Here is a 24017-nt window from a genome sequence, read left to right as displayed (position 1 = left end):
CCGCGTCCCTCATGCCGCGTCTTTTTGCGCATAGTGGGCCGAGAGTTCCTCGCCTGCCTTGCGCAGCGCGGGCACCAGCGTGCCCAGGCGCGAGGTGATGCGCGTGGTGAGCGCGGCCAGGCTGATGGCGGCGGCCGGCCGGCCGTCGCTGCCGAACACCGGCACGCCGATGCCGCCCATCTGGTCGACCACCACGTCGAGCAGCAGCGAATAGCCACGCTGCCGCGAGTGGGCCACCTCCTGCTTCAGCAGCGCCGCGCTGATGCGCGGGTAGCGCTTCTTCAGCGCCGGCTCGATCAGGCCGATGACCGCGTCCACCTCGTCGTCGGGCAGCCAGGCCAGCAGCGCCAGGCTGCCGGCGCCCACGCCCAGCGGGCGGCGCATGCCGAGTTCAAGGTAGCTCGCGCGGATCGGGTAGCTGCCGAACTCGCGGTCGATGCACACCGAATCGATGCCGCTGCGGGTCGACAGCAGCAGCGTGTCGCCGGTGAGCGCGGCCAGCCGCAGCAGGCTGGGCCGCGCGCGGTCGCGGATGTGGTCGCGGCCCTGCATCGCGATGCCCAGCGTCACCGCCTCGTCGCCGAGCAGGTAGCGCTTGGTGGCCTCGTCGCGCACCACGAAGCCCTCGGCGATCATGGTGTCGAGCAGGCGCAGCGCGGTGGCCTTGTGGATGCCCGACGCGGCGGCGATGTCGGCCAGCCGCAGCGGCAGCGGCGTGGACATCACGCGCAGGATGCGCAGCACCTTCTGCACGGCGTTGGTATCGGAAGCGTGTCGCAAGATGAGTCCCGGGGTTCAGACGGTGGCGACGGGCGTGGCCGGCGAGCCCACGGCGCCGGGCAGCCGCAGCGGCGGCGCGGTCAGCAGGAAGCGGTGGCGCCCGTGCGCGCGCAGCCATTGCGCCAGCGGCGTCAGGTGCCACAGCTCGCCGAGGTGGATGCCGAGCTTGAACAGGCAGTGCTCGTGCAGCGGCAGCGTCGCGCAGCACACGTCGCGCGCCGCGGCGGGGTGCGCCTCCACCGCGTAGTTGTCGGCGATCAGCACCGAAAGGCCGCTGTCGGTGATCCACTGCAGCAGCCGCTCGTCACGGCCGTCGAGCACGGCGCCGGTGCGCTCCAGCCGCTCGGCGTCGGGCTGGCCGCCCATGCCGATGAGTGCCTGCGCGAAGCCGGTGTGCAGGCACACCATGTCGCCGGGTTCCACCGTCACGCGGTCGGCGTCGATCACGCGCATCAGCCGGTCGTAGCCCACGGCTTCGCGCGCATCGCCGCAGTGGGCGTGCAGGTCGATCATCACCGCCCGGCCCTGCACGCAGCGCTCGGCCATGTGCTCGATGCCCAGCGCCTGGGCGCGCGAGGTGGAGCGCATGCCGCCCGCGGCGGGCACGCCGGCGTCTTCGGCCAGCAGCGGGCCCAGGATGTCGTAGCCCGCGCGGTAGCCGTTGTAGTAGCGCGGCTCGGGCACGCCGTCGCCGTCGGCATCGAACATCTGGCCCACGTGCGCGAAGCTGTCCCACTGCGTGGAGTACTGCAGGTGCAGCACCGCCAGGTCGTCGCTCACCACGTCGTTGTGCAGCGGGTTGTCGCCGATCAGCCGGTAGTTCAGGTTGGGCTTGCCGTTGCGCACCGTGGGCCGCAGCACCGGCGGGTGGCGGCGCGGGTTGAGCACGTTGCCGCCGGGCAGGTCGAGCGGCAGGCTGAGGCAGAAGGCCAGGCCTTCGTGCACCTCGGCCACGCCCTGGCGCACCTTCTCGGGCGTGATGAGGTTGAGCCGGCCGCACTGGTCGTCGGGCCCGAAATCGCCCCAGTTGGAACCGGGCGGGCGATGCGTCCATCTCGTCTGTTCGGTCATGCTGTGGCCTCCTCGCCGTGGTGCGCGTGCCCGCCGAGGAACACGCGCTGCAGCAGGTCGCCCTCGCCGAGGGCGCCCGAAAAGTCTTCCGCCGCGATGCGGCCGGTTTCCACCAGGTAGCCGTAGTGCGCGTGGCGCAGCGCCTTCTCCACCAGCTGCTCGACGAGCAGGATCGCCAGCCCGCTGGCGCAGAGCTGCGAGGCCACGTCGAGGATGCGGTCGATGACGATGGGCGCCAGGCCGCCCGAGGGCTCGTCGAGGATCAGCAGCTTCGGGTCGCCGATCACGCCCTGCGCCACCGCCAGGATCTGCTGCTGCCCGCCCGACAGGCGCGAGGCCATCTGCTGGCGGCGCTCGGCCAGCTCGGGGAACAGCGCGTAGACGCGGTCGAGCTTGCTGCGGTCGCCGCGCGGCGCGCGGGCGTAGGTGCCGATCAGCAAGTTGTCTTCCACCGACAGCGTCTGGAACACGCGGTGGCCTTCGAGCACCTGCACGATGCCGGCCAGCACCGTCTCGCGCGGCGAGGCGGCGCTCAGGTCCTGCCCTGCGAAGGTGACGGTGCCCGAGCGCTTGGGCACCAGGCCGGAGATGGCATGCATCACCGTGCTCTTGCCGGCGCCGTTGCGGCCGAGCACGACGACGAATTCGCCGGCCCGCACCTGCATGGACAAGCCGTGCACCACCTCCGCCTTGCCGTAGGCCACGTGCAGGTCGCTCACCTGCAGCAGCACCTCGGGGGGTCTTTGTCGTTGTGCGGTCATGGCTACGCTCCTAGGTAGACGCGGATGACCTCGGGGTCGTGCCGCACTTCGTCGGGCGTGCCGTGGCGCAGCAGGCGGCCGACGTTGAGCGTGGTCACGCGGTCGGAGATGCGGAACACGAAGTCGGTGTGGTGCTCGACCAGCAGCACGCCGATGCCGGCATCGCGCACCGTGCGGATCACCGCGCCCAGGTGCTCGATCTCGGCGCCGGTGAGGCCGCCGGCGGGCTCGTCGAGCAGCAGGAAGCGGGGCTGCAGGGCCAGGCCGCGGGCGATCTCCAGGAAGCGCTGCTGCGCATGGTCGAGCCCGTTGGCGCGGCGGTGGATCACCGCGCCCAGGCCCACGCCGTGCAGCAGTTCGGTGGCACGTTCGCGCAGCGCGGCTTCTTCGGCCCGGCCGGCAGGCAGCCCCAGCGCGGTGGCCAGGAAGCCGCTGCGTGCATGGCTCCAGGCGCCGAGCATCGTGTTGTCGAGCACCGGCAGCATCGGCAGCAGCCGCGGCTTCTGGAAGGTGCGTGCCACGCCGATCGCCGCGCGCTGCTGCACGCTGGCCGCGCCGAGCGACAGATCGCGGTAGCGGATCTCGCCGGCCGTGGGCTCGTAGTAGCCCGACAGCATGTTGAGCAGCGTCGTCTTGCCGCTGCCGTTGGGGCCGATCAGGCCGTGCACCTCGCCGGGCCGCAGCTCGAGCGACACGTCGTCGAGCGCGGTGAGGCCGCCGAAGCGCTTGGTGATCTTCAGCGCCTGCAGCGGCGCGGCGGCAGTGGCTTCGCGCTGAGAGGCCGCGCCGTGGGCGCGGCCATCGATGACGGCGCTCATGCCCGCGCTCCCTGGTGCTGGCCGGCGGCCGCCTGCGCGGGGGGCGCCTGCGTCGACGCGGCCGGGGCCGCTGCGCCCTGCCCTTCGGCCAACGCCCTTGCCAGCCGCGGCAGTTCGGGCTCGATGGCGGCGTGGGGCACGCGCTTCGGCCTCAGCCTCTCACCGGCCATCTCGACCATGCGGCCGATGCCTTCGGGCACCAGCAGCACCACCGCCAGCAGCAGCAGGCCGTAGAAGAAGTGCCCCAGCTTGGCCAGCGGCGCCACCATCTCGGGCAGCACCGTCAGCACCACCGTGCCCAGGAAGGGCCCGAGGATGCTGCCGCGCCCGCCGACGATGATGCAGACGAAGAAGAAGAGGCTCAGCTCGAACACGAAGGTGTCGGGCGTGATGTAGCTCTGCAGCGACGAGAACAGCGCCCCCGCCACGCCAGCCGTGACGCCGCTGAACACGAACACCACCAGCTTGGCGCGGAACACCGGCACGCCCACCGCCTGCGCGGTGACGGGGTTGTCGCGGATGGCCATCAACCCACGGCCCCACATGCGGCGCGCGATGTTCCAGCTCATCCAGGTGACCGCGCCGGCCACCAGCGCGACGAGCCAGTAGAAGCCGCCGGGCGTGTCGAACGGCGCCGGGAAGGTCGGCCCCGGCAGGCCGATGCCGCCGCCGGTGAGCTCGACCTGCGCGAGCACGATCTCGTTGACGATGAGCGCGAAGGCCATCGTGGCCATCGCGAAGTAGAAGCCCGGCAGCCGCAGCGACGGCAGCCCGAGGCCCAGGCCGCACAGCCCGCCCAGCGCGCCCGCGGCGGCCACGGCCAGCGCGGGGTGCCAGCCCGCCTTGCCGGCCAGGATGGCGAAGGCATACGCGCCGATCGACAGCAGCCCGACGTGGCCGATCGAGAGCTGGCCGCTGTAGCCCACCACCAGGTTGAGCCCGGCGATGAGGATCCAGTACACCGCGATCAGCGCGGCGAGGTGCAGCTGGTACGGGTCGCCGGTGACCAGCGGCAACGCGAAGGCGGCCGCCGCGATCGCCAGCGGGCCCGCGTGGCGCTTGCTGAAGAGGGCATCGGTGGTCATGGTCGTCGTCCTCACACCGGCCGCACGTTGCGCGAGCCGAGCAGGCCTTCGGGCTTGATCAGCAGCACCAGCATCAGCAGCCCGACGGCCACGGTGTTCTGGTATTCGCCGCCGATCCAGTAGCTGGCGAAGGCGTTGAGCAGGCCCAACGCCGCGCCGCCGATCAGCGCCCCCACGTTGCTGCCCAGCCCGCCCACCGCCAGCGCGATGAAGCCGTTGAGCGTGAGCGACAGGCCCACCGCGAAGTACGCGAACGTGAGCTGCCCCGCCGCGAAGCCGGCCAGCCCGCCAAGCGCGCCCGAGAGCACGTACGACATCTCGCGGATGCGGTCGGTCGAGACGCCGCGGGCGCGGGCCGCGAACGCGTCCTCCGACATCGCGACGAAGAGCTTGCCGTACAGCGTGCGGCGGTAGAAGAGATCGAGCCCGATCGCCAGCACCACCGCCAGCACGATGGGCAGCCAGAACTTCTGGTCGGCCAGGCCGGCGCCGAAGTCCTGCGGCAGCAGCCGCGGGAAGGGCTTGGGCTCGGTGCCCCACCACAGCCCCACGGCCTGCTGCACCATGGTGGCCAGCGCCAGCGTGCTGAGCAGCCAGAGGTGCTCGTCGCTGCGCGCCAGCACGCGGCGGATGGCCAGCACGTCGGTGAGCCAGCCGAAGGCCGCGCCTACCGCCATCGCGCCGACGAGGCCGAGGAACCACGGCCACTGCAGCTGCGCCACGAACCAGGCGCCGAACACGCCGCCCAGCATGGCCAGGTGGCCGGTGGTGACCGACAGCACCTTCGAGGTCGAATACATCACGTTGTAGACCAGCGCGACGGCCGCGAAGACCATGCCGATGGCCAGCCCGGACACGATGACGAATCCCATGGCGCCTCCCAGGAGGTGGGGTGGATCGAACGGTAGGGGAGCGGCCCGCGCGTCAGCGCGGCGCGAGCTTGAAGCTGCCGTCCTTGAAGGTGTTGGCGGCGTTCACGGCCATGTTGCTGTCGGGGAAGCCGTTGCGTTCGGTCGGGCTCCAGCCGTAGGTGGCGTACACGCCCTGGAAGCCTTGTGTGCTCTCGAGCACCTTCTGGATCGCGGCCGGGTCGGTGGAGCCGGCGGTCTTCACGGCGTGCTCGATCACCTTCACCGTGTCGTAGCCCATCGCCACCCACCAGAACAGGATCTCGGCCTCACCGCCGCCCAGGCGCGGGCGCACGCGGTCGAGCAGCGCCTGCGTGCGCTCGGGCAGCTTGCCATCGTCGCCGTAGGTGGTGCTCTTGTAGCCGGAGGCGAAGGTGTTCTCCCAGTACGCGGGCTTGTTCAGCAGCTTGCGGATCTGCGGCGCCATCAGCGCCGGGTGGCCGACGACGGGCACGTTCCAGCCCATGTCGCCGCGTGCGTTGAGCAGGCGGCCCAGCAGGCCGGTGGCCGCGGACCAGGGCATCACGATGTCGGCGCCGGCGGTGCGGGCCTTCATCATCTCGTCGGTCAGGTCGGTCTTGTTGGGGTCGACCAGCGCGGTGTAGATCGGCTTGACGCCGGCCTTCTCGAGCAGCTCCTGCGCGGTCTTGGCGCTGGCGGTGCCGTAGCCCGAGGTGTCCGCGATGATCGCGATCTTGGTCTTCTTCAGCGTGCCCAGCGCGTAGTCGTTGGCGGTGGAGATCCACTGCCGGTTGGTGTTGATCACCCGGAAGGCGCGCGGAAACTTCTTCGCGTCGACCAATTCATCGATCGAGCCGATCACGAGGTTCGGGATGCCGGCGCGCGCGATGATGGGCGTGCTGGCCAGGCCCTCGCCGGAGTTCACCGGGCCGATGACGAAGTGCACCTTGTCGCTGAAGGCCAGCTGCTGCGCGAAGTTGACGGCCTTGGTCGGGTCACCCGCCGTGTCGCGCGTCAGCAGCTCGATCGGGCGGCCGTTGATGCCGCCGGCCTTGTTGATCTCTTCCACCGCAAGCTGGACGCCCTGGTTCTCGGCCACCGCGGCCGACGACAGCGGCCCGGTGAGCGACGACAGCCAGCCCACCTTGATCGGTTGGGCCAGCACGGCGGCCGGCAGCAGCGCGCAGACGACGGCCACCTGGGCCGAACGAACCCACTGTCTCATCAGACGAAACTTCATCCGTGTCTCCTTGTGCTGCCGTGAACGGGCTGCGCGGAAGACCGCGGCACTGCCGTCCCGGCTTGTTGTCTCGGGGCGGTTTCATCTTAGGAGCCCCCTCTCCCGAGGAGCGAGCAGGAGAACCCTATCGGCGTTTTATGGATTGAACCTTCTGCACGAGCGACGAATGCGCCCGCGGCGCGGCCGGACTGCAGGCGCAGGGGGTGCGATTCGGCGGGGCGGACGACGCTGGCGCCAGCCGGGCGCTAGGCGGCGGCCCGGGCCTGCGCAGCGGCCCCGTGGCGCAGCGCCCGGTCGCGGCCGCCGCGCTTGGCCTCGTACATCGCTTCGTCGGCCTGCTGGCGCAGGCGCTCGATGTCCGAGGCCGGTCCGGACGCCACGCCCACGCTGAGCGTGATCCGCACGTGGGCGTCCAGCCACTCGAACTGCAGGGCCTTGGCGCGTTCGCGCAGGTGCTCGGCGCGTGCGAAGGCGGCCTCGCCGTCGCAATCGGCCAGCACGATGACGAACTCCTCGCCCCCGAAGCGCGCCAGCAGGTCGACGGGGCGGATCTCGCTGAGCAGCGTGGAGGCGATGCTGCGCAGCACACGGTCGCCCGCCTCGTGGCCGAAGCGGTCGTTGACCTGCTTGAAGTGGTCGACATCGATCACCAGCACGCCGGTGGGAGCCGCCGCGGGGGCGCCCTCCGCGGGGGTGGCGACAGCGGCCTCGAAGCCCCGGCGGTTGAGCGCCCCCGTCAGCGGATCGATGTGGGCCATGTGCCGCATCGCTTCCAGCGCGCGGAAGCTCGCGAGCATGACCATCGAGAAGTTCAGCAGGAACCACAGGCTCAGGTCGGCCGCGATCCAGGTGGCGTCGCCAGCGAGCCGCGCGGCCGATCCACGGACCAGCAAGGTGCCGAGATCGGCGAGGTAGAGCAGCAGCAGCAGCGCGCAGCCCGCGCGCATGAGCTGCGCCGGCGCGTGGTACGGAGCGGACCTCAAGGCCTGCAGGTGGTACGCGAAGGACGCGATGACGCACATCTCGACGCCAGCCAGCGCGACGCTGTCGAGTTCGGTGCCACCCGCCACGCTGCCGTAGGCCACGCACGCCGCCGCCGCCATCAGCGGCAGCGCCAGCAGCCGCCGCTCGGTGGCGGACAGCGGCTGCTGGTGCACGAAGAGGCGCATCGCCACGGCCAGACCGCCCAGCCCCGCAACGGCAAGCAAGGCGCCGGCATGCTGGACCGGCAGCGGCCACAGCGCGGTCGTCTGGATGGCCGAGCCGAGCGTGTAGGCCAGGTGCGACCAGCCCCAGAGCCGGATGCCCCGCACGCCGACGGCAATGCGGGCTGCATAACTGAACAGCCATAGCAACGCGACGGCAAGAACCGTGTCGCTGAAGGTGGCGGCGTAGGACTCGATGCTCAAGACGACTGCCCAATACGGTCTGGCGGGCCCGGAACACCTCGGTCCCTGGACAGGCCGGGCATGTTAGCGCCAGCGCTGCGCCGGTCGCGGACGCGGCGCCGCTTCAAGCCTTGCCGAAGCGGCCGAGCACGAAGAGCACCATCGCCGATGCCAGCTCCTGCTCGCCGATGAAGACACGGCCGATGCGCTGCTCACGCTGCAGCAGGTCGCCCTCGGCTTCATTGTGCGTGCGCACGACGATCTCGATGCCGGGGTTCAGCGTGCGTGCGGTTTCGGCCATCTGCCGCACGTCCAGCGTGTCGGGCGTGGCGATGACGAGCATGCTGGCACGCGCGACGTGCGCCTGGATCAGCACGGCCGGATCGGCCGCATCGCCCGAGACGGCGGGCACGCCGCTCGCACGCAGCGACTCCACCAGTTCGCGGTTCTGTTCCGCCACCACGTAGGGCACGCCCGCGTCGGCGAGCGCGCCGGCGATGCGCCGGCCGACGCGGCCGTAGCCCACCAGCACCACCTGGCCGGAGAGGAAACGCTCCTCGGTCGTGAGCGGCAGCTCGGCCAGCGGATCGTCGATGCGCTCCAGCCGCCGCGCCAGCGCGGAATGCTGGCGGATCCATGCCTGCGCGGGCTTGATCGCGGCGAACACGAGCGGATTGAGCGCCATCGAGATCAGGGCGCCGGCCAGGATCAGGCTTTGCGCCTGCACCGGCAGCAGCCCCAGCGACACCCCGAGCGCCGCGAGGATGAAGGAGAACTCGCCAATCTGCGCCAGCCCGGCCGAGACCGTCAGCGCCGTGTTCAGCGGGTAGCGGAACAGCAGCACGATCAGCGACGCGGCCAGCGACTTGCCGACCACGATGATCAGCACCACCAGCAGCACCCGCAGCGGCTGCTCCACCAGCACGCTCGGATCGAACAGCATGCCCACCGAGACGAAGAACAGCACCGCGAATGCATCGCGCAGCGGCAGCGACTCCTGCGCGGCACGGTGGCTGAACTCCGACTCGCGCATCACCATGCCGGCAAAGAACGCACCGAGGGCGAACGACACGCCGAACAGCGCCGCCGAACCATAGGCGATGCTCACCGCCGCGGCCACGACGCACAGCGTGAAGAGCTCGCGCGAGCCGGTGCGCGTCACTTGCCACAGCACCCACGGGAACACCCGCCGGCCCACCAGCAGCATCAGCGCGATGAACACGGCCACCTGCAGCAGCGTTGCGCCCAGCGTGCGCCACATGTCCATGCCCGGGGCGGCCTGGCCGCCGAGCCAGCCGGCCAGCGGCGGCAGCAACACCAGCACCAGCACCATCGCCAGGTCCTCGACGACGAGCCAGCCGACCGCGATGCGGCCGTTCATCGATTCGAGCACCCCGACCGACTCCAGCGCCTTCAGCAGCACCACCGTGCTCGCCACCGACAGGCTGAGCCCGAACACCAGGCCCGCACCGAAGCTCCAGCCCCAGGCCCATGACGCCAGCATGCCCAGCACCGTGGCCGCGGCCATCTGCACGACGGCCCCGGGCAGCGCGATGCGGCGCACGGCCAGCAGGTCGTCGAGCGAAAAATGCAGCCCGACGCCGAACATCAGCAGCATCACGCCGATCTCGGCCAGCTGCGAGGCGATCTCGAGGTCCGCCACGAAGCCCGGCGTGGACGGCCCGATCATCACGCCGGCGAGCAGGTAGCCCACCAGCGCCGGCAGCTTGAAGCGCGCGGCGACGAAGCCGAGCACCAGCGCCAGGCCCAGCGCGGCGGCGATCGTGCTGATGAGGGAAACACTGTGCGGCACGGACACCCTCCTGCTGAAGCGGCATGGCAGTGCGCGCCGGTCCGCCTGCCGCGCGCGCATGTCGTTGGAAAGCCAGAGCATGCCAGCATCGACGCGGTTCCCGCGCAGAACCGCGTGCCGCCGGCAAATAAAAAACGCCCGCCGAAGCGGGCGTTTGGGCCTGCGGTTGGGACCGCGGGGTGGTCAGCGCACGATGGCGATCTGCTCGCGGTTGCCGCCCTTGAACGTGAAGAGGGTCAGCGCGCCGTTGCGGATATCGCCCTTCTCGTCGAAGGCGATCGTGCCGGTGATGCCCTTGTAGTTGGCCTTGGCCAGCACCGGCAGGTACTTGGCCGGGTCGGACGAGCCGGCCTTGACCATCGAATCGGCCATGACCATCACCGCGTCGTAGACGTAGGGCGCGTAGAGCTTGACGTCGACGTTGAACTTCTTCTTGAAGGCCGTGCTGAACTCCTCGACCGCCTTCTTCGATTCGCCTTCCACGCCGCCGGCTTCCGCGCACACGACCTGGCTGTCGGCCATCGTGCCGGCCGAGAGCTTGGGCAGCTCGGCGGTGCAGATGCCGTCGCCGCCCATGAACTTGGCGTTGATGCCGAGCTGCTTCATCTGGCGCAGCATCGGGCCGGCGACGGCGTCCATGCCGCCGAAGAAGACGATGTCGGGCTTCTTGGCCTTCAGGCTGGTCAGGATGGCGGTGAAGTCGGTGGCCTTGTCGTTGGTGAACTCGCGGCCCACGGTCTTGCCGCCGGCGGCCTTGACGCCCTTCTCGAATTCGTCGGCCACGCCCTGGCCGTAGGCGGTGCGGTCGTCGATGACGGCGATCGACTTGCCCTTGAGCTGTGTCACGGCGTACTTGCCGAGCGTGCCGCCCAGGTGCACGTCATCGGCCACGACGCGGAAGGTCGTCTTGAAACCCTGGCGGGTGTATTTGGGATTGGTGGCGGACGGAGAGATCTGAGGAATGCCCGCATCGCTGTAGATCTTGGACGCGGGAATCGTGGTGCCGGAGTTGAGGTGGCCGACCACGCCGTTGACCTTGCTGTCGACCAGCTTCTGGGCCGCGGCCGTGCCTTGCTTCGGATCGGCGCCGTCGTCCTCGGCGAGCAGCTCGAACTTGGCCTTCTTGCCGCCGATCGTCACGCCCTTGGCGTTCAGTTCGTCGATGGCCATGCGGGCGCCGTACTCGTTGTCCTTGCCGAGGTGAGCGATCTGGCCGCTGGTAGGGCCGACGTGGCCGATCTTCACCACCAGTTCCTGGGCGCTCGTGGCGCCCGTGAACAGCACGGCTGCGGCGGCGACGATGACGTTCATCTTGACTTGCATTCAAACTCTCCGATTGATGGGTTGAGAGGTATGGGTAGGTTTCTCAACGGCCGAGAAGATACTCCAAAACAGTGCCTGTCTTGCCCCGATATTCCCTGAAGCAGGGCGCGTGCCACACGATGGAAAACCCCTTCGGCGTGGGCCCGAAACGTGGCACGGCAGGATTGCGATGACAGGCCCTGGCAAACCCTGATAGCCGGGCTGCCGTCCGAGCCGCCTCAACGGCCGCGCTGGCGGTTGAGTTCCTGCGAGACGGCCCGGGCGACCACGTCGCGCAGCGTCGACGCCAGCTCGGTGCGGGCCTCGTGGACCAGCGCATCGGTCAGCCGCGCCATCGCCGGCGCGAGCGCCTCGCGCAGCCGGTACTCGAGCATCAGGTCGATCTGCCGCTGCACGTCGGCCAGCACGCGGCGGGTGAGCTGGTGCTCGTCGACGGTGGCGGGCTCGACGACGGCGTCGAGCACCGGCGGCTCGGACAGCGGCGGCATGTCGGCCGGCGGCTCGACACGGACGATCTCGGTGAGGGTGGGCAGGACGGAGCGGGGCATCAGGCAGCTCCCTGGGCATGGTGCACGATCTTCGCACCCTGCGCCTCGTAGGCGCGCCAGCGGCGGCGGCCGGCCTCGCGGTCGCCGGGGTCGGCGGCGACGATCTCGATCACGCGGGCGAAGCGGTGGGCGTCCTCGGGCATCTCGGGCCCGAGGTTGACCAGCACCTCGGGCGCGGGGCTGCCCGGCGCGGCGGTGCCGGGGTCGAGCAGCCACAGCGGCGTGCGCGCCAGGCGCGGTGCGACCGCCGGGCCGCGCCTCACCCGCACGTGCGGCACGAACTGCTGCGGATCGAACAGCCACAGCGCCTCGTCGAGGCGGCCCAGCAGCTCGGGTGCGCCGCGCACCGCGACACGCGCCCCCTTGGCGTAGGCCTTGCGCAGCAGGCGGCAGGCGAAGCCGACCTTGTCGGCCATGCCGGTATGGAACTCCACCGCGGAAGGCATGGCCAGCGTGCGCCTGCGGCTCTCAGCGCGCCTGGGACAGCACGAAGTGCGTCAGCAGCGCCACCGGCCGGCCGGTGGCGCCCTTGGCCGCGCCACCCTTCCAGGCGGTGCCGGCGATGTCGAGGTGCGCCCAGCGGTACTTGGCCGCGAAGCGCTTCAGGAACATCGCTGCCGTGATCGCGCCGCCCGGGCGGCCGCCGACGTTGGCCACGTCGGCGAAGTTGCTCTTCAGGCCCTCGGCGTACTCGTCGTCCAGCGGCATGCGCCAGGCGGTATCGAGCCCCGCGTCGCCGGCGGCCAGCAGGTCGGCGGCCAATGTGTCGTCGGCCGTGAAGAGGCCGCTGTGCACGTGCCCCAGCGCGATCACGCAGGCCCCCGTGAGCGTGGCGATATCGACCACGGCCCTGGGCTTGAAGCGCTCCGCGTAGGTCAGCGCATCGCACAGGATCAGCCGGCCCTCGGCGTCGGTGTTGAGGATCTCGATCGTCTGGCCCGACAGGCTGGTGACGACGTCGCCGGGCTTGACCGCCCGGCCGCTGGGCATGTTCTCGCAGGCGGGGATCAGCGCGACGACGTTGACCTTGGGCTTGAGCTGCCCGATCGCGCGCATCGCACCCAGCACGCTCGCCGCGCCGCCCATGTCGAACTTCATCTCGTCCATCTCGCCGCCGGGCTTGAGCGAGATGCCGCCGGTGTCGAACGTGATGCCCTTGCCGACCAGCACCACCGGGGCGTCGTTCTTGGCGCCGCCCTGGTACTGCATGACGATGAAGCGCAGCGGCTCGTCGGAGCCCTGGGCGACCGACAGGAAGGAGCCCATGCCGATCTTCTCGACCGCCTTGCGGTCGAAGGCCTGCACCTTGAAGCCGAAGGTCTTGCCGAGCGCCAGCGCCTGCTCGGCCAGGTAGGTGGGGGTGGCGTAGTTGCCGGGGCGGTTGGCGCATTCGCGCGCCAGCGTCACGCCGGCATGGACGGCCGCGGCGCGCGCCAGCCCCTTCTGCAGGCCGGCAGCCTCGTCCCGGGCGCAGGCCAGCGTCACCTTGGCCAGCTTGGAGGGCGCAGGCGCGCTCGGCTTGGTGTGCGTGTAGAGGTAGACGGCGTCGCCCACCGCGGCCACCAGCGCATCGGCATGGCCGGCCGTGAGCGGCGCCCCGACGCAGGCCACCACGAGGTGCTTGGCACCCAGCGCCTTCAGCGGGCCGAGGCCTGCGGACACCGCGGCCTTGAAGGCCTTGGGCGTCGCCGCCGACGCGGCGGCCAGCACCAGCCTGCCCGCCTTCATGCCCGCGGGCCGGTGCACGTACAGGCTGCGGCCCGCCTTGAACGCGAAGTCGCCCTGCGCGACGGCATCGGTGATCAGCGCGGCCAGCGGCGCATCGAGCGTATCGGGTGCATGGTCGCCGACGACGACCACCAGCAGCGCATCCGCTGCCAGCGAACCCAGCCCCGACGGGCCGATGGATTGGGAACGGAAGTCCATAATGCGCGCAGGTTTGAAGAACGCACGATGTTATTCGATACGACGCTGCGCAAAGAGCTCTCCCGCACCTTCGGCGCGACCCTCGTGGTGATCCTCACCATCGTGCTGACCATCTTCCTGATCCGCACCATCGGCCAAGCGGCCGGGGGCTCGATCGCGCCTCAGGACGTGGTGCTGCTGCTGGGCTACACGGCGCTGGGCCACCTGCCGACGATGCTCGCGCTGTCACTGTTCGTCGCGATCGTCGTGACGCTCGGCCGCATCTACCGCGACAGCGAGATGGCGATCTGGAACGCCTCGGGCGTCAGCCTCTCGCGCTTCGTGCGGCCGGTGCTGCGGACCTGCTGGCCGGTGCTGGTGGTGGTCGGCGCGCTGGTGCTGGTGGTGTGGCCCTGGGGCAACCGCAACTCGACCGACCTGCGCGACCGCTACCAGCAACGCTCGGACCTCTCGCGCGTCACGCCCGGCGTGTTCCAGGCCTCGCGCGACGGCAGCCGCGTCTTCTTCGTCGAGCGCGAGGACGATGCCTCCGTCAATGCCCGCAACGTCTTCGTGCTGAGCAACGACGGCGAGCAGGAGTCGGTGATCTCTGCGCGCAGCGGCCGGCTGGAGACCCTGGCCGACGGCCGCTGGCTGGTGCTCGAGAGCGGCCAGCGCAACGAGACCGACCTCCTCACCGGCACACGCAACCTGGCGCGCTTCGAGACCTACCGCGTGCTCGCCGACGAGCGCTCGGTGCAGCGCGCGCAGGAGCAGCCGCCGCGCGCCATCCGCACCATCGATCTGCTGCGCCAGCCCAGCGAGAAGAACCAGGCCGAGCTGGCCTGGCGCTTCGGCCTGCTGTTCGGCGCCGGCAACCTGCTGCTGCTGGGCATCGGGCTGGCCGCCACCAACCCGCGCCGCGCCAGCAACTGGAACCTGCTGTTCGCGCTGCTGGGCTTCGTCGTCTACTACAACCTCATCAACCTGTCGCAGGCCTGGATCGCTTCGGGGCGGATGTCGCTCGGCGGCTCGCTGCTGCTGCTGCACGGATCGATGTTCGCGATCGCGCTGGGGCTGCTGTGGTGGCGCGACCATGGCACCACGCTGCGGCGCCACCGGAGGGCCGCGGCATGAGGACCGTGCGGCGCCTGCTGTACCGCGACATCTGCGGTTCGGTGATCTTCGTCGCGGCGGCCTTCCTGTCGCTGTTCTTCTTCATCGACATCGTCGACGAACTCGACAAGGTCGGCCGCAAGGGCTACACGGTCGGCGGCGCGCTGCTGGCCGGCGTGCTCGACATGCCGGGGCATTTCTACGAGCTGTTCCCGATCGCGGTGCTGATCGGCACCATCTACTCGATGTCGCGCCTGGCGCAGTCGTCGGAGTTCACCATCCTGCACACCGGCGGGCTGGGGCCCGGCCGCGCGCTGCTGCTGCTGGCCGGCCTGGGCTCGGCGTTCGCGGTGCTGACCTTCGTGATCGGCGACTACATCGCGCCGCTGTCCGAACGGCAGGGCGTGCTGCTGAAGTCGCAGTACCAGGGCGGGCGCGAACTGGGCAAGGCCGGCGCCTGGCTGAAGGACCGCCGCAGCACGCCGGAGGGCGATCGCAGCGTCTCGGTCAACGTGCAGCGCACCACGGCCGATGGGGAGCTGCAGGGCATCCGCATCTTCGAGTTCGACCGCGACGGCCGGCTGACCGCGCGCGTGGGCGCGGCCCGCGGCCGCATCAGCGACCAGGGCCACTGGGAGCTGCAGGACGCCACCGTCACCCGCTGGCCGGTGCAGATCGAAGGCGCACGGCTGGTGGACGAGCGCCATGCGCAAGTGCAGTGGCCGACCTCGCTCACCGGCGACGTGGTCGCCGCCGCGGTGCTGCCGGTGAGCACGATGTCGACGGTGGAGCTGTGGCGCTACAGCAGCCACCTGACGGACCAGGAACAGGCGGCGCAGCGCCATGCCATCCTGTTCTGGAAGAAGGCGCTGTACCCCTTCGCCTGCCTGGTGATGATGGGCCTGGCGCTGCCCTTCGCCTACCTGCACGCCCGCAGCGGCGGCGTGAGCCTCAAGGTCTTCGGCGGCATCCTGCTGGGCATCAGCTTCGTGCTGCTGAACAATGTCGCCAGCCACCTCGGCCTGCTGCGCAACTGGACGCCCTGGGTGGTCGCGGCCACGCCCAGCCTGCTGTACCTGCTGATGTCGATGGCCGCCTTCACCTGGCTCGTGAGGTACCGATGACGGACACCGCCTCCCCCCCCGGCCTGCTGCTGTTCGCCCACGGCGCACGCGACCCGCGCTGGGCCGAGCCCTTCGAGGCCCTCGCGGCCCGCCTGCGCAGCCGGCGCCCGGGCCTGAACGTCAAGCTGGCCTTCCTGGAGCTGATGGCGCCCGACCTGCCCGCCGCGGCCGCCGCGATGGCGGCCGAGGGCTGCAGCCGGATCGACGTGCTGCCGCTCTTCCTCGGGGCAGGCGGCCATGTACGCAAGGACCTGCCGGCGCTCGTGCAGCGGCTGCAGGCCGAGCACCCGGCCGTGCAGTTCCGGCTGCACCCGCCGATCGGCGAGATGCCGGCGGTGATCGATGCCATGGCCGAGGCCGCCGCCTCGCTGCTGCCATGAACCTCCACCAGTTCCGCTTCGTGCAGGAGGCCGCGCGGCGCGGCCTCAACCTGACGGAGACCGCCAAGGCCCTGCACACGTCGCAGCCCGGCGTCAGCAAGGCGATCCTCGAGCTGGAGGAGGAGCTGGGCGTCGACATCTTCACGCGCCACGGCAAGCGGCTCAAGCGCATCACGGAGCCGGGGCTGCAGGTGCTGAAGTCGATCGACGCGATCATGCGCGAGGTCGGCAACCTCAAGCGCATCGGCGAGGAGTACAGCCTGCAGGACGCCGGCACGCTCTCGATCGCCGCCACCCACACCCAGGCGCGCTACATGCTGCCGGAGCCGGTCGCGGCGCTGCGCAAGCGCTTCCCGAAGGTGATGGTCAGCATGCACCAGGGCACGCCCGCCGAGGTGGCCCGCATGCTGCTGGACGAGAGCGCCGACATCGGCATGGCCACCGAGTCGATCCACGAGATCGACGGCCTGGTCACGCTGCCCTGCTACGAATGGCAGCACGTGCTGGTGCTGCCGCCGGCGCATCCGCTGGCCGCGGTGGAGCGGCCCACGCTGGAGCAGCTGGCCGCCGAGCCGCTGGTGAGCTACCAGAGCGCCTTCACGGGCCGCCGGCGCATCGATGCGGCATTTGCGCAGCGGCGCCTGAAGCCCAACTTCGTGCTGGAAGCGATCGACTCCGACGTGCTCAAGACCTACGTCAAGCTCGGCTTGGGCATCGGCATCGTGGCCGAGATGGCGGTGCGGGACGATCCGCCGGGCGGCGACCTGGTCTCGCGTCCGCTGGGCTACCTGTTCGGACAGAACATCTCGCGCGTCGCGTTCAAGCGCGGCGCCTACCTGCGCAACTTCGTCTACACCTTCGCCGAACTGCTCTCCGACCGCCTGAACCGCGCGCTGATCGCCCGCGCGATGGGCAGCGAGCAGGAAGGCGACGACTACGTGTTGTGAGCCTTGGCAGGTAGCTTGGTCACCTTATTCCACATGCTTACGCCCATGAACACGCCCGTAACGCCCGCCCTGCCCAGCCGCCTGCCGGACGTGGGCACCACCATCTTCACCGTGATGTCGGCCCTGGCTGCGGAGCACGGGGCGGTCAACCTCGGGCAGGGCTTCCCCGACTTCGACTGCGACCCGAAGCTGCTCGACGCCGTCACGCAGGCGATGCGCGAAGGCCTCAACCAGTACCCGCCGATGGCCGGCGTGCCGGCGCTGCGCGAGGCCGTCTCGGCCAAGCTCGACACACTCTACGGCCACCGCTACGACCCGGGCAGCGAGATCACCGTGACGGCCGGCGCCACGCAGGCCATCCTCACCGCGATCCTCTGCTGCGTGCATCCCGGCGACGAGGTCGTCGTGCTGGAGCCCTGCTACGACAGCTACGGCCCCAACATCGAGCTGGCCGGCGGCACCATCGTGCGCGTGCCGCTGACGCCCGGCACCTTCCGGCCCGATTTCGACCGCATCGCCGCCGCGCTGACGCCGCGCACCCGGGCCATCATCGTCAACTCGCCGCACAACCCGAGCGCCACCGTGTGGACACGCGACGAGATGCAGCGGCTGGCCGCGCTGCTGCGCCCGACCGGCGTGCTGCTGATCAGCGACGAGGTCTACGAGCACATGGTGTACGACGGCCGCCCGCACGTCAGCGCGGCGAGCATCCCGGAGCTGGCGGCGCGGGCCTTCGTGGTCTCGAGCTTCGGCAAGACCTACCACGTCACCGGGTGGAAGGTGGGCTTCGTGGCCGCGCCGGCGGCGCTGACGGCCGAGTTCCGCAAGGTGCACCAGTTCAACGTCTTCAGCGTCAACACGCCGGTGCAGCATGCGCTGGCGCGCTACATGGCCGATCCGGCGCCGTACCTCGAACTGGGCGCCTTCTACCAGCACAAGCGCGACCTGTTCCGCGAAGGACTGGGCGCCACGCGCTTCCGGCTCCTGCCCAGCGAGGGCAGCTACTTCCAGTGCGTCGACTACAGCGCGATCGACGAGCACAGCACCGAGGAAGACTTCTGCCGCCGGCTGACCACGCAGGCCGGCGTCGCGGCGATCCCGCTGTCGCCGTTCTACGCGGAAGGCTTCCAGCAGCGCATCGTGCGCTTCTGCTTCGCGAAGAAGGACGAGACGCTGCAGCGCGCGCTGGACCGGCTGGCCCGGCTGTAAGGCCGCGCGCGCGGCGTCAGCGCAGCGGCGAAAGGTCGCTGGACAGGTCGAGGTCGAGCCGGGCGTCGCGCGCCGGGCGTGCACGCTCCGCGCCTTCGGCGCCGGGGTCCATCGGCAGCAGCAGGTCGACGTCGGAGGCCGCCGGCGGCGCCTCGCCCGGCAGGAACGAGCGGGCGACCTGGTACAGCAGCAGCGCCTCCTGGCTGGCCTGGAGCGACAGCACCACGCCGCGCTCGCAGCCGCCGAGCAGCCGTTCGAGCAAGGCCATGGCCTCCTGCGGAGCGGACCATGCCTGCTGGATGCGATGGACGACGCCGGGGTAGTCGTCGAGCAGCCGGGGCGGCAGACCCTCTTCCTGCCATTCGTCGCCATGCGGCCCGAACCGCTGGCGGAACCGGTCCAGCGCCCGCTGGTACGAGCCCTGGTCGCCCTGGCGGCGATGGATGTCCAGCAGCTTGAGCCAGGGCATCGGGCTGCGGCCCTCGACGGTGCGCAGCTCCGCGATGAGCCGCTCGACGGCGGCTTCGTGCTGCCCGAGCGCCAGGAAGAAGTCGGCCTGCTGCTCCAGGTCGATCAACGCGTCGGCGGTCAGCGCCGGTTCCACCGCGGGGGGTGCCGAAAAGAGCTGCGGCACCGGCCGGGTGCTCGAGACGAACTCCGGCCGCTCGGCCAGCGACCGTTCGAAGGGACTGCGCGGCGGCTCGGCCGGCGCCGGCTGCCCCGCCGGGGGGGCGGTGGCCGGCAGCGCGGCCGCGGCCGTCGTGTCGGAGGACGGCGGCTCCTCGTCCTCGGTTTCCACCAGCCGCATTGGCTGCGGCTCGGGCGGGCTTCGCCGCGGCACCGGCGGCATCGCCGTGCGATGCACGGCGGCGGACGCGGGACGCCGGCGCAGCGACCACCAGCCCGACAGCCCCAGCGCGCCCGCCATCAGCACCAGCGCCGCGCCGATCCAGGGCAGCACCTGCTCGTGCCATTCGACCTGCGCCCTCAGCAGGGTGACCTGGTCGTGCAGCCGATCGAGTTGCGCCTGGCGGGCGGCCTCCGATGCCCGCAGGCGGCCCACCGTGGCAGCCAGCTCCACGGTGCGCGCCACAGCGGGCCGGCCCTCGGCACCGGCAGGCGGGGCCTCGGCTTCGGGCGCTGCGCCCAGCGGCGCCGCCGTCAAGCCCAGCGGCGCGCTGGCGGCCCCCTCCGGCGCCTGCTGCGCAGCGGCCGGCAGCCATGCCGCCAGCGCCAGCGCGGCCGCGGCCAGGACCAGGGAACAGCGTCGGACGCCAGCGTCGCTCATGCGTCGGTAAGGAGGGGCTGCGGGGATCGGACCACTCTAGCATGCAGCCCGCCCGCCGGCCGGCACGCCGGCGACCGCATGACACAATGGCCTGCAAGGCCTTACCTTCCTTTGCAGGCCGCCTCGGCGGCGGCAGCGACGATGCCCTTCGAACTGCTGACCGAACGACGCGATGCCACGCTGGTGCTCACGCTGAGCGATCCGGCCACCCGCAACACCTTGTCGCGCCAGGCCTGCGCCGCGGGCATCGAGGTCCTCAACAACGCGGCGGACGATCCCACGCTGCGCTGCCTGGTGCTGCACGGCGGCGGGGCACATTTCTGCGCGGGGCTCGAATCACCGGCGGTGCAGGCCGGCGGCCCCGACGAGGAGCAGGATCTCTTCCGCAGCCTGCTCGACGCGCTGCGCGCCTGCCCGCTGCCGGTCATCGCCGCGATGGAAGGCACCGCGGCCGATGCCGGGCTGGTGCTCGCGCTGGCCTGCGACCTCGTCGTTGCCGCGGAGGATGCGCAGTGCCTGTGGTCGCGCGCCCCGCGGGCGCCTTCGCTCGCACGGCTGCTGCCGCGGGCGCTGGCCATGCAGATGCTGTGGCTGGCGGAGCCGCTGGCGGGGACGCGGCTGCACGCGCTCGGCCTGGCCAATGCGGCGGTGCCCGCGGGCCAGGCGCTGCCCGAGGCGCTGCGCTGGAGCGCGCGGCTGGCGGCGGCGCCGGCCGCCACCATCGCCGAAGCCAAGGAGTGGCTTCAGCGGTCGTAGCCGGGCATCGTGCGCGCCAGCCGGCGCAGCAGGCCCGGCCACGCGAGCGCGCCGGCACCCTGCCCGCGCGTGACCTCCCGCGACTGCTGGCGCGCGGTCGCGATGATGTCCTGCGGCACGTGCACCAGTTCGCCGCCGCCGGCCTGCGCACGGATCTGGATCGTGCAGACCGATTCGAACAGGTACATCGCCATGAACGCGTCGGGGATGGTGCGGCCCACCGTCAGCAGGCCGTGGTTGCGCAGCATCAGGAAGGTGTTGCGGCCCAGGTCGTCGACCAGCCGCGGCTTCTCTTCATCGCGCAGCGCCACGCCTTCGTAGTCGTGGTAGCCGAGCGAGCCCATCACGAAGATCGACTGCTGCGACAGCGGCAGCACGCCGCCCTTCTGCGCCGACACCGCGATGCCGTTGAGCGAATGCACGTGCAGCACGCACGCCGCCTCGTGGCGCGCCTCGTGGATCGCGCTGTGGATGGTGAAGCCGGCCGGGTTCACCGGCCAGGGCGAGGCCTCGGTCTTCTCTCCGGCCAGGTTCACCTTGACGAGGCTCGACGCGGTGATCTCCTCGAACATCAGCCCGTAGGGGTTGATCAGGAACTGGTCCTGCGTGCCGGGCACGCGGGCGCTGATGTGCGTGAAGACGAGGTCGTCCCACTTGAACAGCGCCACCAGCCGATAGGCCGCGGCGAGGTCCACGCGGGCCTGCCACTCCTCGGCGCTGACGCGGCCTTGCAGGCTGGGGATGTCGATCGGGGCCATGGATTCGTCTCGTGGTGGTGGTTGAAGGCATGTGGACAATACCCAGCGCGCGGCGGACCTCGCTGTCGCCTGAGAGACACGACATGACCAGCCCGATCCTCACCGCCGCGGAACGCCAGAACATCGAGCAGGGCTCGTGGTTCTCCAAGCTCTCGCTGGGGCTGCGCCAGGCCATCCTCGCACGCGCCACCGTGCGCCGGTTCGCCGATGGCGCGCTGCTCTCCACGCGGGGCCAGCCGGCGGAGGACTGGTGCGGCGTGGCGGCCGGCGCGGTGCGCGTGAGCTCGGTCTCGCTGTCGGGCAAGCAGATCGCGCTCACCTACGTCGAGCCCGGCACCTGGTTCGGCGACATCGCGCTGTTCGACGGCCTGCCGCGCACGCACGATGCGAACGCGCATGGACCGACCACGCTGCTGGCCGTGCGCAAGGCCGACTTCAAGGAACTGCTCTCGCAGCACGTGGAACTGTACGAAGCCCTGCTGCGCCTGAACTGCCGCCGGCTGCGGCTGATGTTCGACCAGATCGAGGACCTCAATACCCGCCCGCTGTCGGCACGGCTGGCCAAGCAGATCCTGCTGCTCGCCAAGAGCTACGGCATCGCCCAGGGCGAGGAGATCCGCATCAGCCTGCAACTGGCGCAGGAAGACCTCGCGCAGCTGCTGGGCGCCTCGCGCCAGCGCGTCAACCAGGAGCTGAAGGGCTTCGAGCGCGAGGGCGCCGTGCGCGTCGAGCCGACGCGGCTGGTGGTGCTGTCGCGGGACAAGCTGCTCGCGCTGGCCGACCGCTGAGCGGCCTGCCTCGGCAGGCTCAGCGGGTGGGCGATCCGTCGAGCCGTGAGTCGAGCGGCGCGCCCGTCCAGTCGCCGGGCGGCGTGCTCGCCTCGTCCGCCGCGGTCCACGACGCGGCGGCACGCCGGCCTTCGCGCAAGGCGGTGTCGAACAGCTGCACGAGCGCGCGGACGAGCTCGGCATCGGGCTCGGCCATCCGGGCCCGCAGCGTGAGCCGGCCCCGCAGCGCGATCAGCACGAAGGGATCGTCCTCGGCCAGCCACTGGCGGCGGGCCTCCACCAACCTGGCCGACAGCGGCCCCGAGAGCCACTGCTCGACCGCGGCGAGTGAACTGCCCACGGCGCCGAAGCCCTCCTGCAGGGCCTTCGAGGCATAGGCCGGCTGGGCCGGGAACAGCACCAGCCAGCGCATCTCCTCCGGCGTCTCGGCGTCCATGCGGGTCTGCAGGCCTTCGGTGAACTGCTCGAACACCTGCTTCTCCAGCGCCTCCATGAGCCGGCGCGAGATCACCAGCATCTGCAGTTCCTCGCCGCCCTTCAGGTCGCCGCGCAGCCGCAGTTCGTTGCCCTCGATGTAGCCCCGCTGCGAAGGCCCCCACTCCAGCCGCCAGCCCTGCGACGCCGCCGCCGGCTCGATCACGAAGCCGCCGCCCTCGCGCGTGCGCTTGAACGAATGGCCGGCCGATTCCGCCCAATCGGCGACGGCAGACCAGGCCGGGCGCTCGGTGCGCCGGGACAGCCAGCGCTTGAGGGTTTGGAACATCGTGGACGTGGAAGGGGCGCTGATGAACTAGAGTCGCACCACCCTGACACGAGGAGCTGCGCTGATGATCGAAGTGTATTCGTGGGCCACACCCAACGGTCACAAGGTGCACATCATGCTGGAGGAGTGCGGCCTGCCGTACCGCGCCATCCCGGTGGACATCGGCGCGGGCGACCAGTTCAAGCCCGGGTTCCTCGCGATCAGCCCGAACAACAAGATCCCGGCGATCGTCGACCCCGAGGGGCCGGACGGCAAGCCCTATTCGCTGTTCGAGTCCGGGGCCATCCTGCTCTACCTGGCCGGCAAGACGGGCCGCTTCCTGCCCGAGGACACACGCGGCAAGTACGACGTGCTGCAGTGGCTGATGTTCCAGATGGGCGGCGTCGGCCCCATGCTCGGCCAGGCCCACCACTTCCGCATCTACGCGCCCGAGAAGCTGCCCTACGCGGTGGAGCGCTACACCAACGAGGCGCGGCGCCTCTACGGCGTGATGGACCGGCGGCTGGCCCGCAGCACCTACCTCGGCGGGCCGCAATACAGCATCGCCGACATCGCGGTGTTCCCGTGGCTGCGGTCCTGGAAGAACCAGGGCATCGACTGGAACGACTTCCCGCACCTCAAGGGCTGGTTCGACGAGATCGCCGCCCGGCCCGCGGTGCAGCGCGGCGTCGAGGTGCTGGCCGACCGGCGCAAGCCGCTGACCGACGACAGGGCGCGCCAGACGCTCTTCGGCGACATCCAGTACCAGCGCGGCCGATGAGCCGCGGCGGCCGCGCCGGGCCATCACTAGAATGCCCGGGTTGACCGGCTGCCCGTAGCTCAACTGGATAGAGCAGCTGCCTTCTAAGCAGCAGGTCGGGGGTTCGAGTCCCTCCGGGCAGGCCAACCAGACGTTCCCACCCCACCACCCATGCAACCCCTTCGCAGCGCCACCCGCCTCTACCGCCTGGTAGTGGCCTGGTTCATGCTGTCGCTGGGCGTGGCGGTGGCCTCGCCCATCGTGCATCCGCAATCGATGGAGCTGGTGTGCTCGGCGGCCGGGTCGGTCAAGCTGATCGTGCAGAACGGCGACGGCACCGCCACCGAGCTGGGCAGCGTGGGCATGGACTGCCCGCTGTGCCTGCCGGTCGGCGCGCCGCCCCCTTCCCTTGCCGCCACCCTCGTGCTGCCGGCGCTGCCGCTGGCCTACGCACTGCAGTCCGTGCCGTCGGCGCGGATCGCAGCGGCCACGGCCGCGCCCTTGCCCGCCCGCGGGCCGCCTGCCCTGCGCTGAACCCCTTCCCTCGG

At 70.9% G+C, this 24017-nt stretch carries 25 protein-coding genes and 1 tRNA gene; 10 read left to right on the top strand and 16 right to left on the bottom strand.

Going from position 1 to position 24017, the window contains the following annotated elements; all coding sequences use genetic code 11:
* Positions 1 to 9 precede the first annotated feature (9 nt).
* The 13 genes from V4F39_RS01485 to V4F39_RS01425 all read right to left on the bottom strand — a co-directional run bounded on the left by V4F39_RS01485 (position 10) and on the right by V4F39_RS01425 (position 13622).
* Complete coding sequence (locus V4F39_RS01485; RefSeq protein ID WP_332287458.1) at positions 10 to 780, bottom strand: IclR family transcriptional regulator; 771 nt, start codon at positions 778 to 780, stop codon at positions 10 to 12.
* Positions 781 to 795: 15 nt separating this feature from the next.
* Entirely contained in the window at positions 796 to 1851 is a 1056-nt protein-coding gene (locus tag V4F39_RS01480) for a cyclase family protein (protein WP_332287457.1), read from the bottom strand.
* A complete protein-coding gene (locus V4F39_RS01475; RefSeq protein ID WP_332287456.1) occupies positions 1848 to 2612 on the bottom strand; it encodes an ABC transporter ATP-binding protein in 765 nt (254 codons plus the stop codon). The genes V4F39_RS01480 and V4F39_RS01475 overlap by 4 nt, the downstream gene beginning before the upstream one ends.
* A 2-nt stretch (positions 2613 to 2614) precedes the next feature.
* Complete coding sequence (locus V4F39_RS01470) at positions 2615 to 3430, bottom strand: ABC transporter ATP-binding protein (protein ID WP_332287455.1); 816 nt, start codon at positions 3428 to 3430, stop codon at positions 2615 to 2617.
* Positions 3427 to 4515, bottom strand: coding sequence for a branched-chain amino acid ABC transporter permease (locus tag V4F39_RS01465; RefSeq protein ID WP_332287454.1), 1089 nt, complete (start codon positions 4513 to 4515; stop codon positions 3427 to 3429). Before V4F39_RS01465 ends, V4F39_RS01470 begins: the two co-directional genes overlap by 4 nt.
* A gap of 11 nt (positions 4516 to 4526) precedes the next feature.
* Positions 4527 to 5387: a branched-chain amino acid ABC transporter permease gene (locus tag V4F39_RS01460; protein ID WP_332287453.1), complete on the bottom strand. Its 861-nt coding sequence runs from the start codon at positions 5385 to 5387 to the stop codon at positions 4527 to 4529.
* A gap of 52 nt (positions 5388 to 5439) precedes the next feature.
* Entirely contained in the window at positions 5440 to 6624 is a 1185-nt protein-coding gene (locus V4F39_RS01455; protein ID WP_332287452.1) for an ABC transporter substrate-binding protein, read from the bottom strand.
* Between the two features lie 245 nt (positions 6625 to 6869).
* On the bottom strand, positions 6870 to 8033 hold the full coding sequence (locus V4F39_RS01450; protein WP_332287451.1) for a GGDEF domain-containing protein: 1164 nt from the start codon (positions 8031 to 8033) through the stop codon (positions 6870 to 6872).
* Between the two features lie 103 nt (positions 8034 to 8136).
* A complete protein-coding gene (locus V4F39_RS01445) occupies positions 8137 to 9825 on the bottom strand; it encodes a cation:proton antiporter domain-containing protein (protein ID WP_332287450.1) in 1689 nt (562 codons plus the stop codon).
* 183 nt (positions 9826 to 10008) lie between these two features.
* Positions 10009 to 11148, bottom strand: a complete 1140-nt coding sequence (locus V4F39_RS01440; protein ID WP_332287449.1) for a branched-chain amino acid ABC transporter substrate-binding protein — start codon at positions 11146 to 11148, stop codon at positions 10009 to 10011.
* 218 nt (positions 11149 to 11366) lie between these two features.
* The gene (locus V4F39_RS01435; protein WP_332287448.1) at positions 11367 to 11696 is read right to left on the bottom strand and encodes a hypothetical protein; all 330 of its coding nucleotides are present in this window, start codon (positions 11694 to 11696) and stop codon (positions 11367 to 11369) included.
* A complete protein-coding gene (locus V4F39_RS01430; RefSeq protein ID WP_332287447.1) occupies positions 11696 to 12142 on the bottom strand; it encodes a DNA polymerase III subunit chi in 447 nt (148 codons plus the stop codon). The genes V4F39_RS01435 and V4F39_RS01430 overlap by 1 nt, the downstream gene beginning before the upstream one ends.
* A 22-nt stretch (positions 12143 to 12164) precedes the next feature.
* Entirely contained in the window at positions 12165 to 13622 is a 1458-nt protein-coding gene (locus V4F39_RS01425) for a leucyl aminopeptidase (protein WP_332287446.1), read from the bottom strand.
* A gap of 27 nt (positions 13623 to 13649) precedes the next feature.
* Between V4F39_RS01425 and lptF the strand changes: the two genes are divergently transcribed.
* Genes lptF through V4F39_RS01400 form a run of 5 tightly spaced genes read left to right on the top strand, consistent with a single transcriptional unit; the run spans position 13650 to position 18377 of the window.
* Positions 13650 to 14738, top strand: a complete 1089-nt coding sequence (gene lptF / locus V4F39_RS01420; protein WP_332287445.1) for an LPS export ABC transporter permease LptF — start codon at positions 13650 to 13652, stop codon at positions 14736 to 14738.
* Positions 14735 to 15841 carry an LPS export ABC transporter permease LptG gene (gene lptG / locus V4F39_RS01415; RefSeq protein ID WP_332287444.1) on the top strand — a complete coding sequence of 369 codons (1107 nt, stop codon included), beginning with the start codon at positions 14735 to 14737 and terminating at the stop codon, positions 15839 to 15841. Before lptF ends, lptG begins: the two co-directional genes overlap by 4 nt.
* Positions 15838 to 16221, top strand: a complete 384-nt coding sequence (locus V4F39_RS01410) for a sirohydrochlorin chelatase (RefSeq protein ID WP_332287443.1) — start codon at positions 15838 to 15840, stop codon at positions 16219 to 16221. Before lptG ends, V4F39_RS01410 begins: the two co-directional genes overlap by 4 nt.
* Positions 16218 to 17168, top strand: a complete 951-nt coding sequence (locus V4F39_RS01405; RefSeq protein WP_332287442.1) for a CysB family HTH-type transcriptional regulator — start codon at positions 16218 to 16220, stop codon at positions 17166 to 17168. Before V4F39_RS01410 ends, V4F39_RS01405 begins: the two co-directional genes overlap by 4 nt.
* A gap of 45 nt (positions 17169 to 17213) precedes the next feature.
* Complete coding sequence (locus V4F39_RS01400; RefSeq protein WP_332287441.1) at positions 17214 to 18377, top strand: pyridoxal phosphate-dependent aminotransferase; 1164 nt, start codon at positions 17214 to 17216, stop codon at positions 18375 to 18377.
* Positions 18378 to 18393: 16 nt separating this feature from the next.
* On the opposite strand, the gene V4F39_RS01395 is transcribed toward V4F39_RS01400, so the two are convergent.
* Positions 18394 to 19665: a hypothetical protein gene (locus V4F39_RS01395; RefSeq protein ID WP_332287440.1), complete on the bottom strand. Its 1272-nt coding sequence runs from the start codon at positions 19663 to 19665 to the stop codon at positions 18394 to 18396.
* A gap of 141 nt (positions 19666 to 19806) precedes the next feature.
* Between V4F39_RS01395 and V4F39_RS01390 the strand changes: the two genes are divergently transcribed.
* Complete coding sequence (locus V4F39_RS01390; protein WP_332287439.1) at positions 19807 to 20421, top strand: enoyl-CoA hydratase-related protein; 615 nt, start codon at positions 19807 to 19809, stop codon at positions 20419 to 20421.
* Here the strand turns inward: V4F39_RS01390 and V4F39_RS01385 are convergent.
* Positions 20409 to 21179: a class II aldolase/adducin family protein gene (locus V4F39_RS01385; protein ID WP_332287438.1), complete on the bottom strand. Its 771-nt coding sequence runs from the start codon at positions 21177 to 21179 to the stop codon at positions 20409 to 20411. The genes V4F39_RS01390 and V4F39_RS01385 overlap by 13 nt on opposite strands.
* 83 nt (positions 21180 to 21262) lie before the next feature.
* On the opposite strand from V4F39_RS01385, the gene V4F39_RS01380 reads away from it, so the two are divergent.
* Positions 21263 to 21967 carry a Crp/Fnr family transcriptional regulator gene (locus V4F39_RS01380; RefSeq protein WP_332287437.1) on the top strand — a complete coding sequence of 235 codons (705 nt, stop codon included), beginning with the start codon at positions 21263 to 21265 and terminating at the stop codon, positions 21965 to 21967.
* A gap of 19 nt (positions 21968 to 21986) precedes the next feature.
* Here V4F39_RS01380 and V4F39_RS01375 read toward each other — a convergent pair whose 3' ends face one another.
* On the bottom strand, positions 21987 to 22730 hold the full coding sequence (locus V4F39_RS01375; protein WP_332287436.1) for a hypothetical protein: 744 nt from the start codon (positions 22728 to 22730) through the stop codon (positions 21987 to 21989).
* A 64-nt stretch (positions 22731 to 22794) separates the two neighbouring features.
* Here V4F39_RS01375 and V4F39_RS01370 point away from each other — a divergent pair, with 64 nt between their 5' ends.
* The 3 genes from V4F39_RS01370 to V4F39_RS01360 all read left to right on the top strand — a co-directional run bounded on the left by V4F39_RS01370 (position 22795) and on the right by V4F39_RS01360 (position 24003).
* Positions 22795 to 23490: a glutathione binding-like protein gene (locus V4F39_RS01370; protein WP_332287435.1), complete on the top strand. Its 696-nt coding sequence runs from the start codon at positions 22795 to 22797 to the stop codon at positions 23488 to 23490.
* A 48-nt stretch (positions 23491 to 23538) separates the two neighbouring features.
* Positions 23539 to 23615: transfer RNA gene (locus tag V4F39_RS01365), tRNA-Arg, on the top strand.
* Positions 23616 to 23640: 25 nt separating this feature from the next.
* Positions 23641 to 24003, top strand: coding sequence for a DUF2946 family protein (locus V4F39_RS01360; RefSeq protein ID WP_332287434.1), 363 nt, complete (start codon positions 23641 to 23643; stop codon positions 24001 to 24003).
* Positions 24004 to 24017 lie beyond the last annotated feature (14 nt).

This window comes from Aquincola agrisoli (genome assembly GCF_036621135.1).
Taxonomy (GTDB): Bacteria; Pseudomonadota; Gammaproteobacteria; order Burkholderiales; family Burkholderiaceae_C; genus Aquincola; species Aquincola agrisoli.
This window is presented reverse-complemented; position numbering and strand designations above follow the sequence as displayed.

Excerpts from the sequence above, each read along its gene's own strand:
- V4F39_RS01480 (WP_332287457.1), bottom strand. The coding sequence starts at position 1,851 with ATGACCGAACAGACGAGATGGACGCATCGCCCGCCCGGTTCCAACTGG.
- V4F39_RS01475 (WP_332287456.1), bottom strand. The coding sequence starts at position 2,612 with ATGACCGCACAACGACAAAGACCCCCCGAGGTGCTGCTGCAGGTGAGC.
- V4F39_RS01470 (WP_332287455.1), bottom strand. The coding sequence starts at position 3,430 with ATGAGCGCCGTCATCGATGGCCGCGCCCACGGCGCGGCCTCTCAGCGC.
- V4F39_RS01465 (WP_332287454.1), bottom strand. The coding sequence starts at position 4,515 with ATGACCACCGATGCCCTCTTCAGCAAGCGCCACGCGGGCCCGCTGGCG.
- V4F39_RS01460 (WP_332287453.1), bottom strand. The coding sequence starts at position 5,387 with ATGGGATTCGTCATCGTGTCCGGGCTGGCCATCGGCATGGTCTTCGCG.
- V4F39_RS01455 (WP_332287452.1), bottom strand. The coding sequence starts at position 6,624 with ATGAAGTTTCGTCTGATGAGACAGTGGGTTCGTTCGGCCCAGGTGGCC.
- V4F39_RS01440 (WP_332287449.1), bottom strand. The coding sequence starts at position 11,148 with ATGCAAGTCAAGATGAACGTCATCGTCGCCGCCGCAGCCGTGCTGTTC.
- V4F39_RS01435 (WP_332287448.1), bottom strand. The coding sequence starts at position 11,696 with ATGCCCCGCTCCGTCCTGCCCACCCTCACCGAGATCGTCCGTGTCGAG.
- V4F39_RS01430 (WP_332287447.1), bottom strand. The coding sequence starts at position 12,142 with ATGCCTTCCGCGGTGGAGTTCCATACCGGCATGGCCGACAAGGTCGGC.
- V4F39_RS01425 (WP_332287446.1), bottom strand. The coding sequence starts at position 13,622 with ATGGACTTCCGTTCCCAATCCATCGGCCCGTCGGGGCTGGGTTCGCTG.
- lptF (WP_332287445.1), top strand. The coding sequence starts at position 13,650 with ATGTTATTCGATACGACGCTGCGCAAAGAGCTCTCCCGCACCTTCGGC.
- lptG (WP_332287444.1), top strand. The coding sequence starts at position 14,735 with ATGAGGACCGTGCGGCGCCTGCTGTACCGCGACATCTGCGGTTCGGTG.
- V4F39_RS01410 (WP_332287443.1), top strand. The coding sequence starts at position 15,838 with ATGACGGACACCGCCTCCCCCCCCGGCCTGCTGCTGTTCGCCCACGGC.
- V4F39_RS01405 (WP_332287442.1), top strand. The coding sequence starts at position 16,218 with ATGAACCTCCACCAGTTCCGCTTCGTGCAGGAGGCCGCGCGGCGCGGC.
- V4F39_RS01400 (WP_332287441.1), top strand. The coding sequence starts at position 17,214 with ATGAACACGCCCGTAACGCCCGCCCTGCCCAGCCGCCTGCCGGACGTG.
- V4F39_RS01395 (WP_332287440.1), bottom strand. The coding sequence starts at position 19,665 with ATGAGCGACGCTGGCGTCCGACGCTGTTCCCTGGTCCTGGCCGCGGCC.
- V4F39_RS01390 (WP_332287439.1), top strand. The coding sequence starts at position 19,807 with ATGCCCTTCGAACTGCTGACCGAACGACGCGATGCCACGCTGGTGCTC.
- V4F39_RS01385 (WP_332287438.1), bottom strand. The coding sequence starts at position 21,179 with ATGGCCCCGATCGACATCCCCAGCCTGCAAGGCCGCGTCAGCGCCGAG.
- V4F39_RS01380 (WP_332287437.1), top strand. The coding sequence starts at position 21,263 with ATGACCAGCCCGATCCTCACCGCCGCGGAACGCCAGAACATCGAGCAG.
- V4F39_RS01375 (WP_332287436.1), bottom strand. The coding sequence starts at position 22,730 with ATGTTCCAAACCCTCAAGCGCTGGCTGTCCCGGCGCACCGAGCGCCCG.
- V4F39_RS01370 (WP_332287435.1), top strand. The coding sequence starts at position 22,795 with ATGATCGAAGTGTATTCGTGGGCCACACCCAACGGTCACAAGGTGCAC.
- V4F39_RS01360 (WP_332287434.1), top strand. The coding sequence starts at position 23,641 with ATGCAACCCCTTCGCAGCGCCACCCGCCTCTACCGCCTGGTAGTGGCC.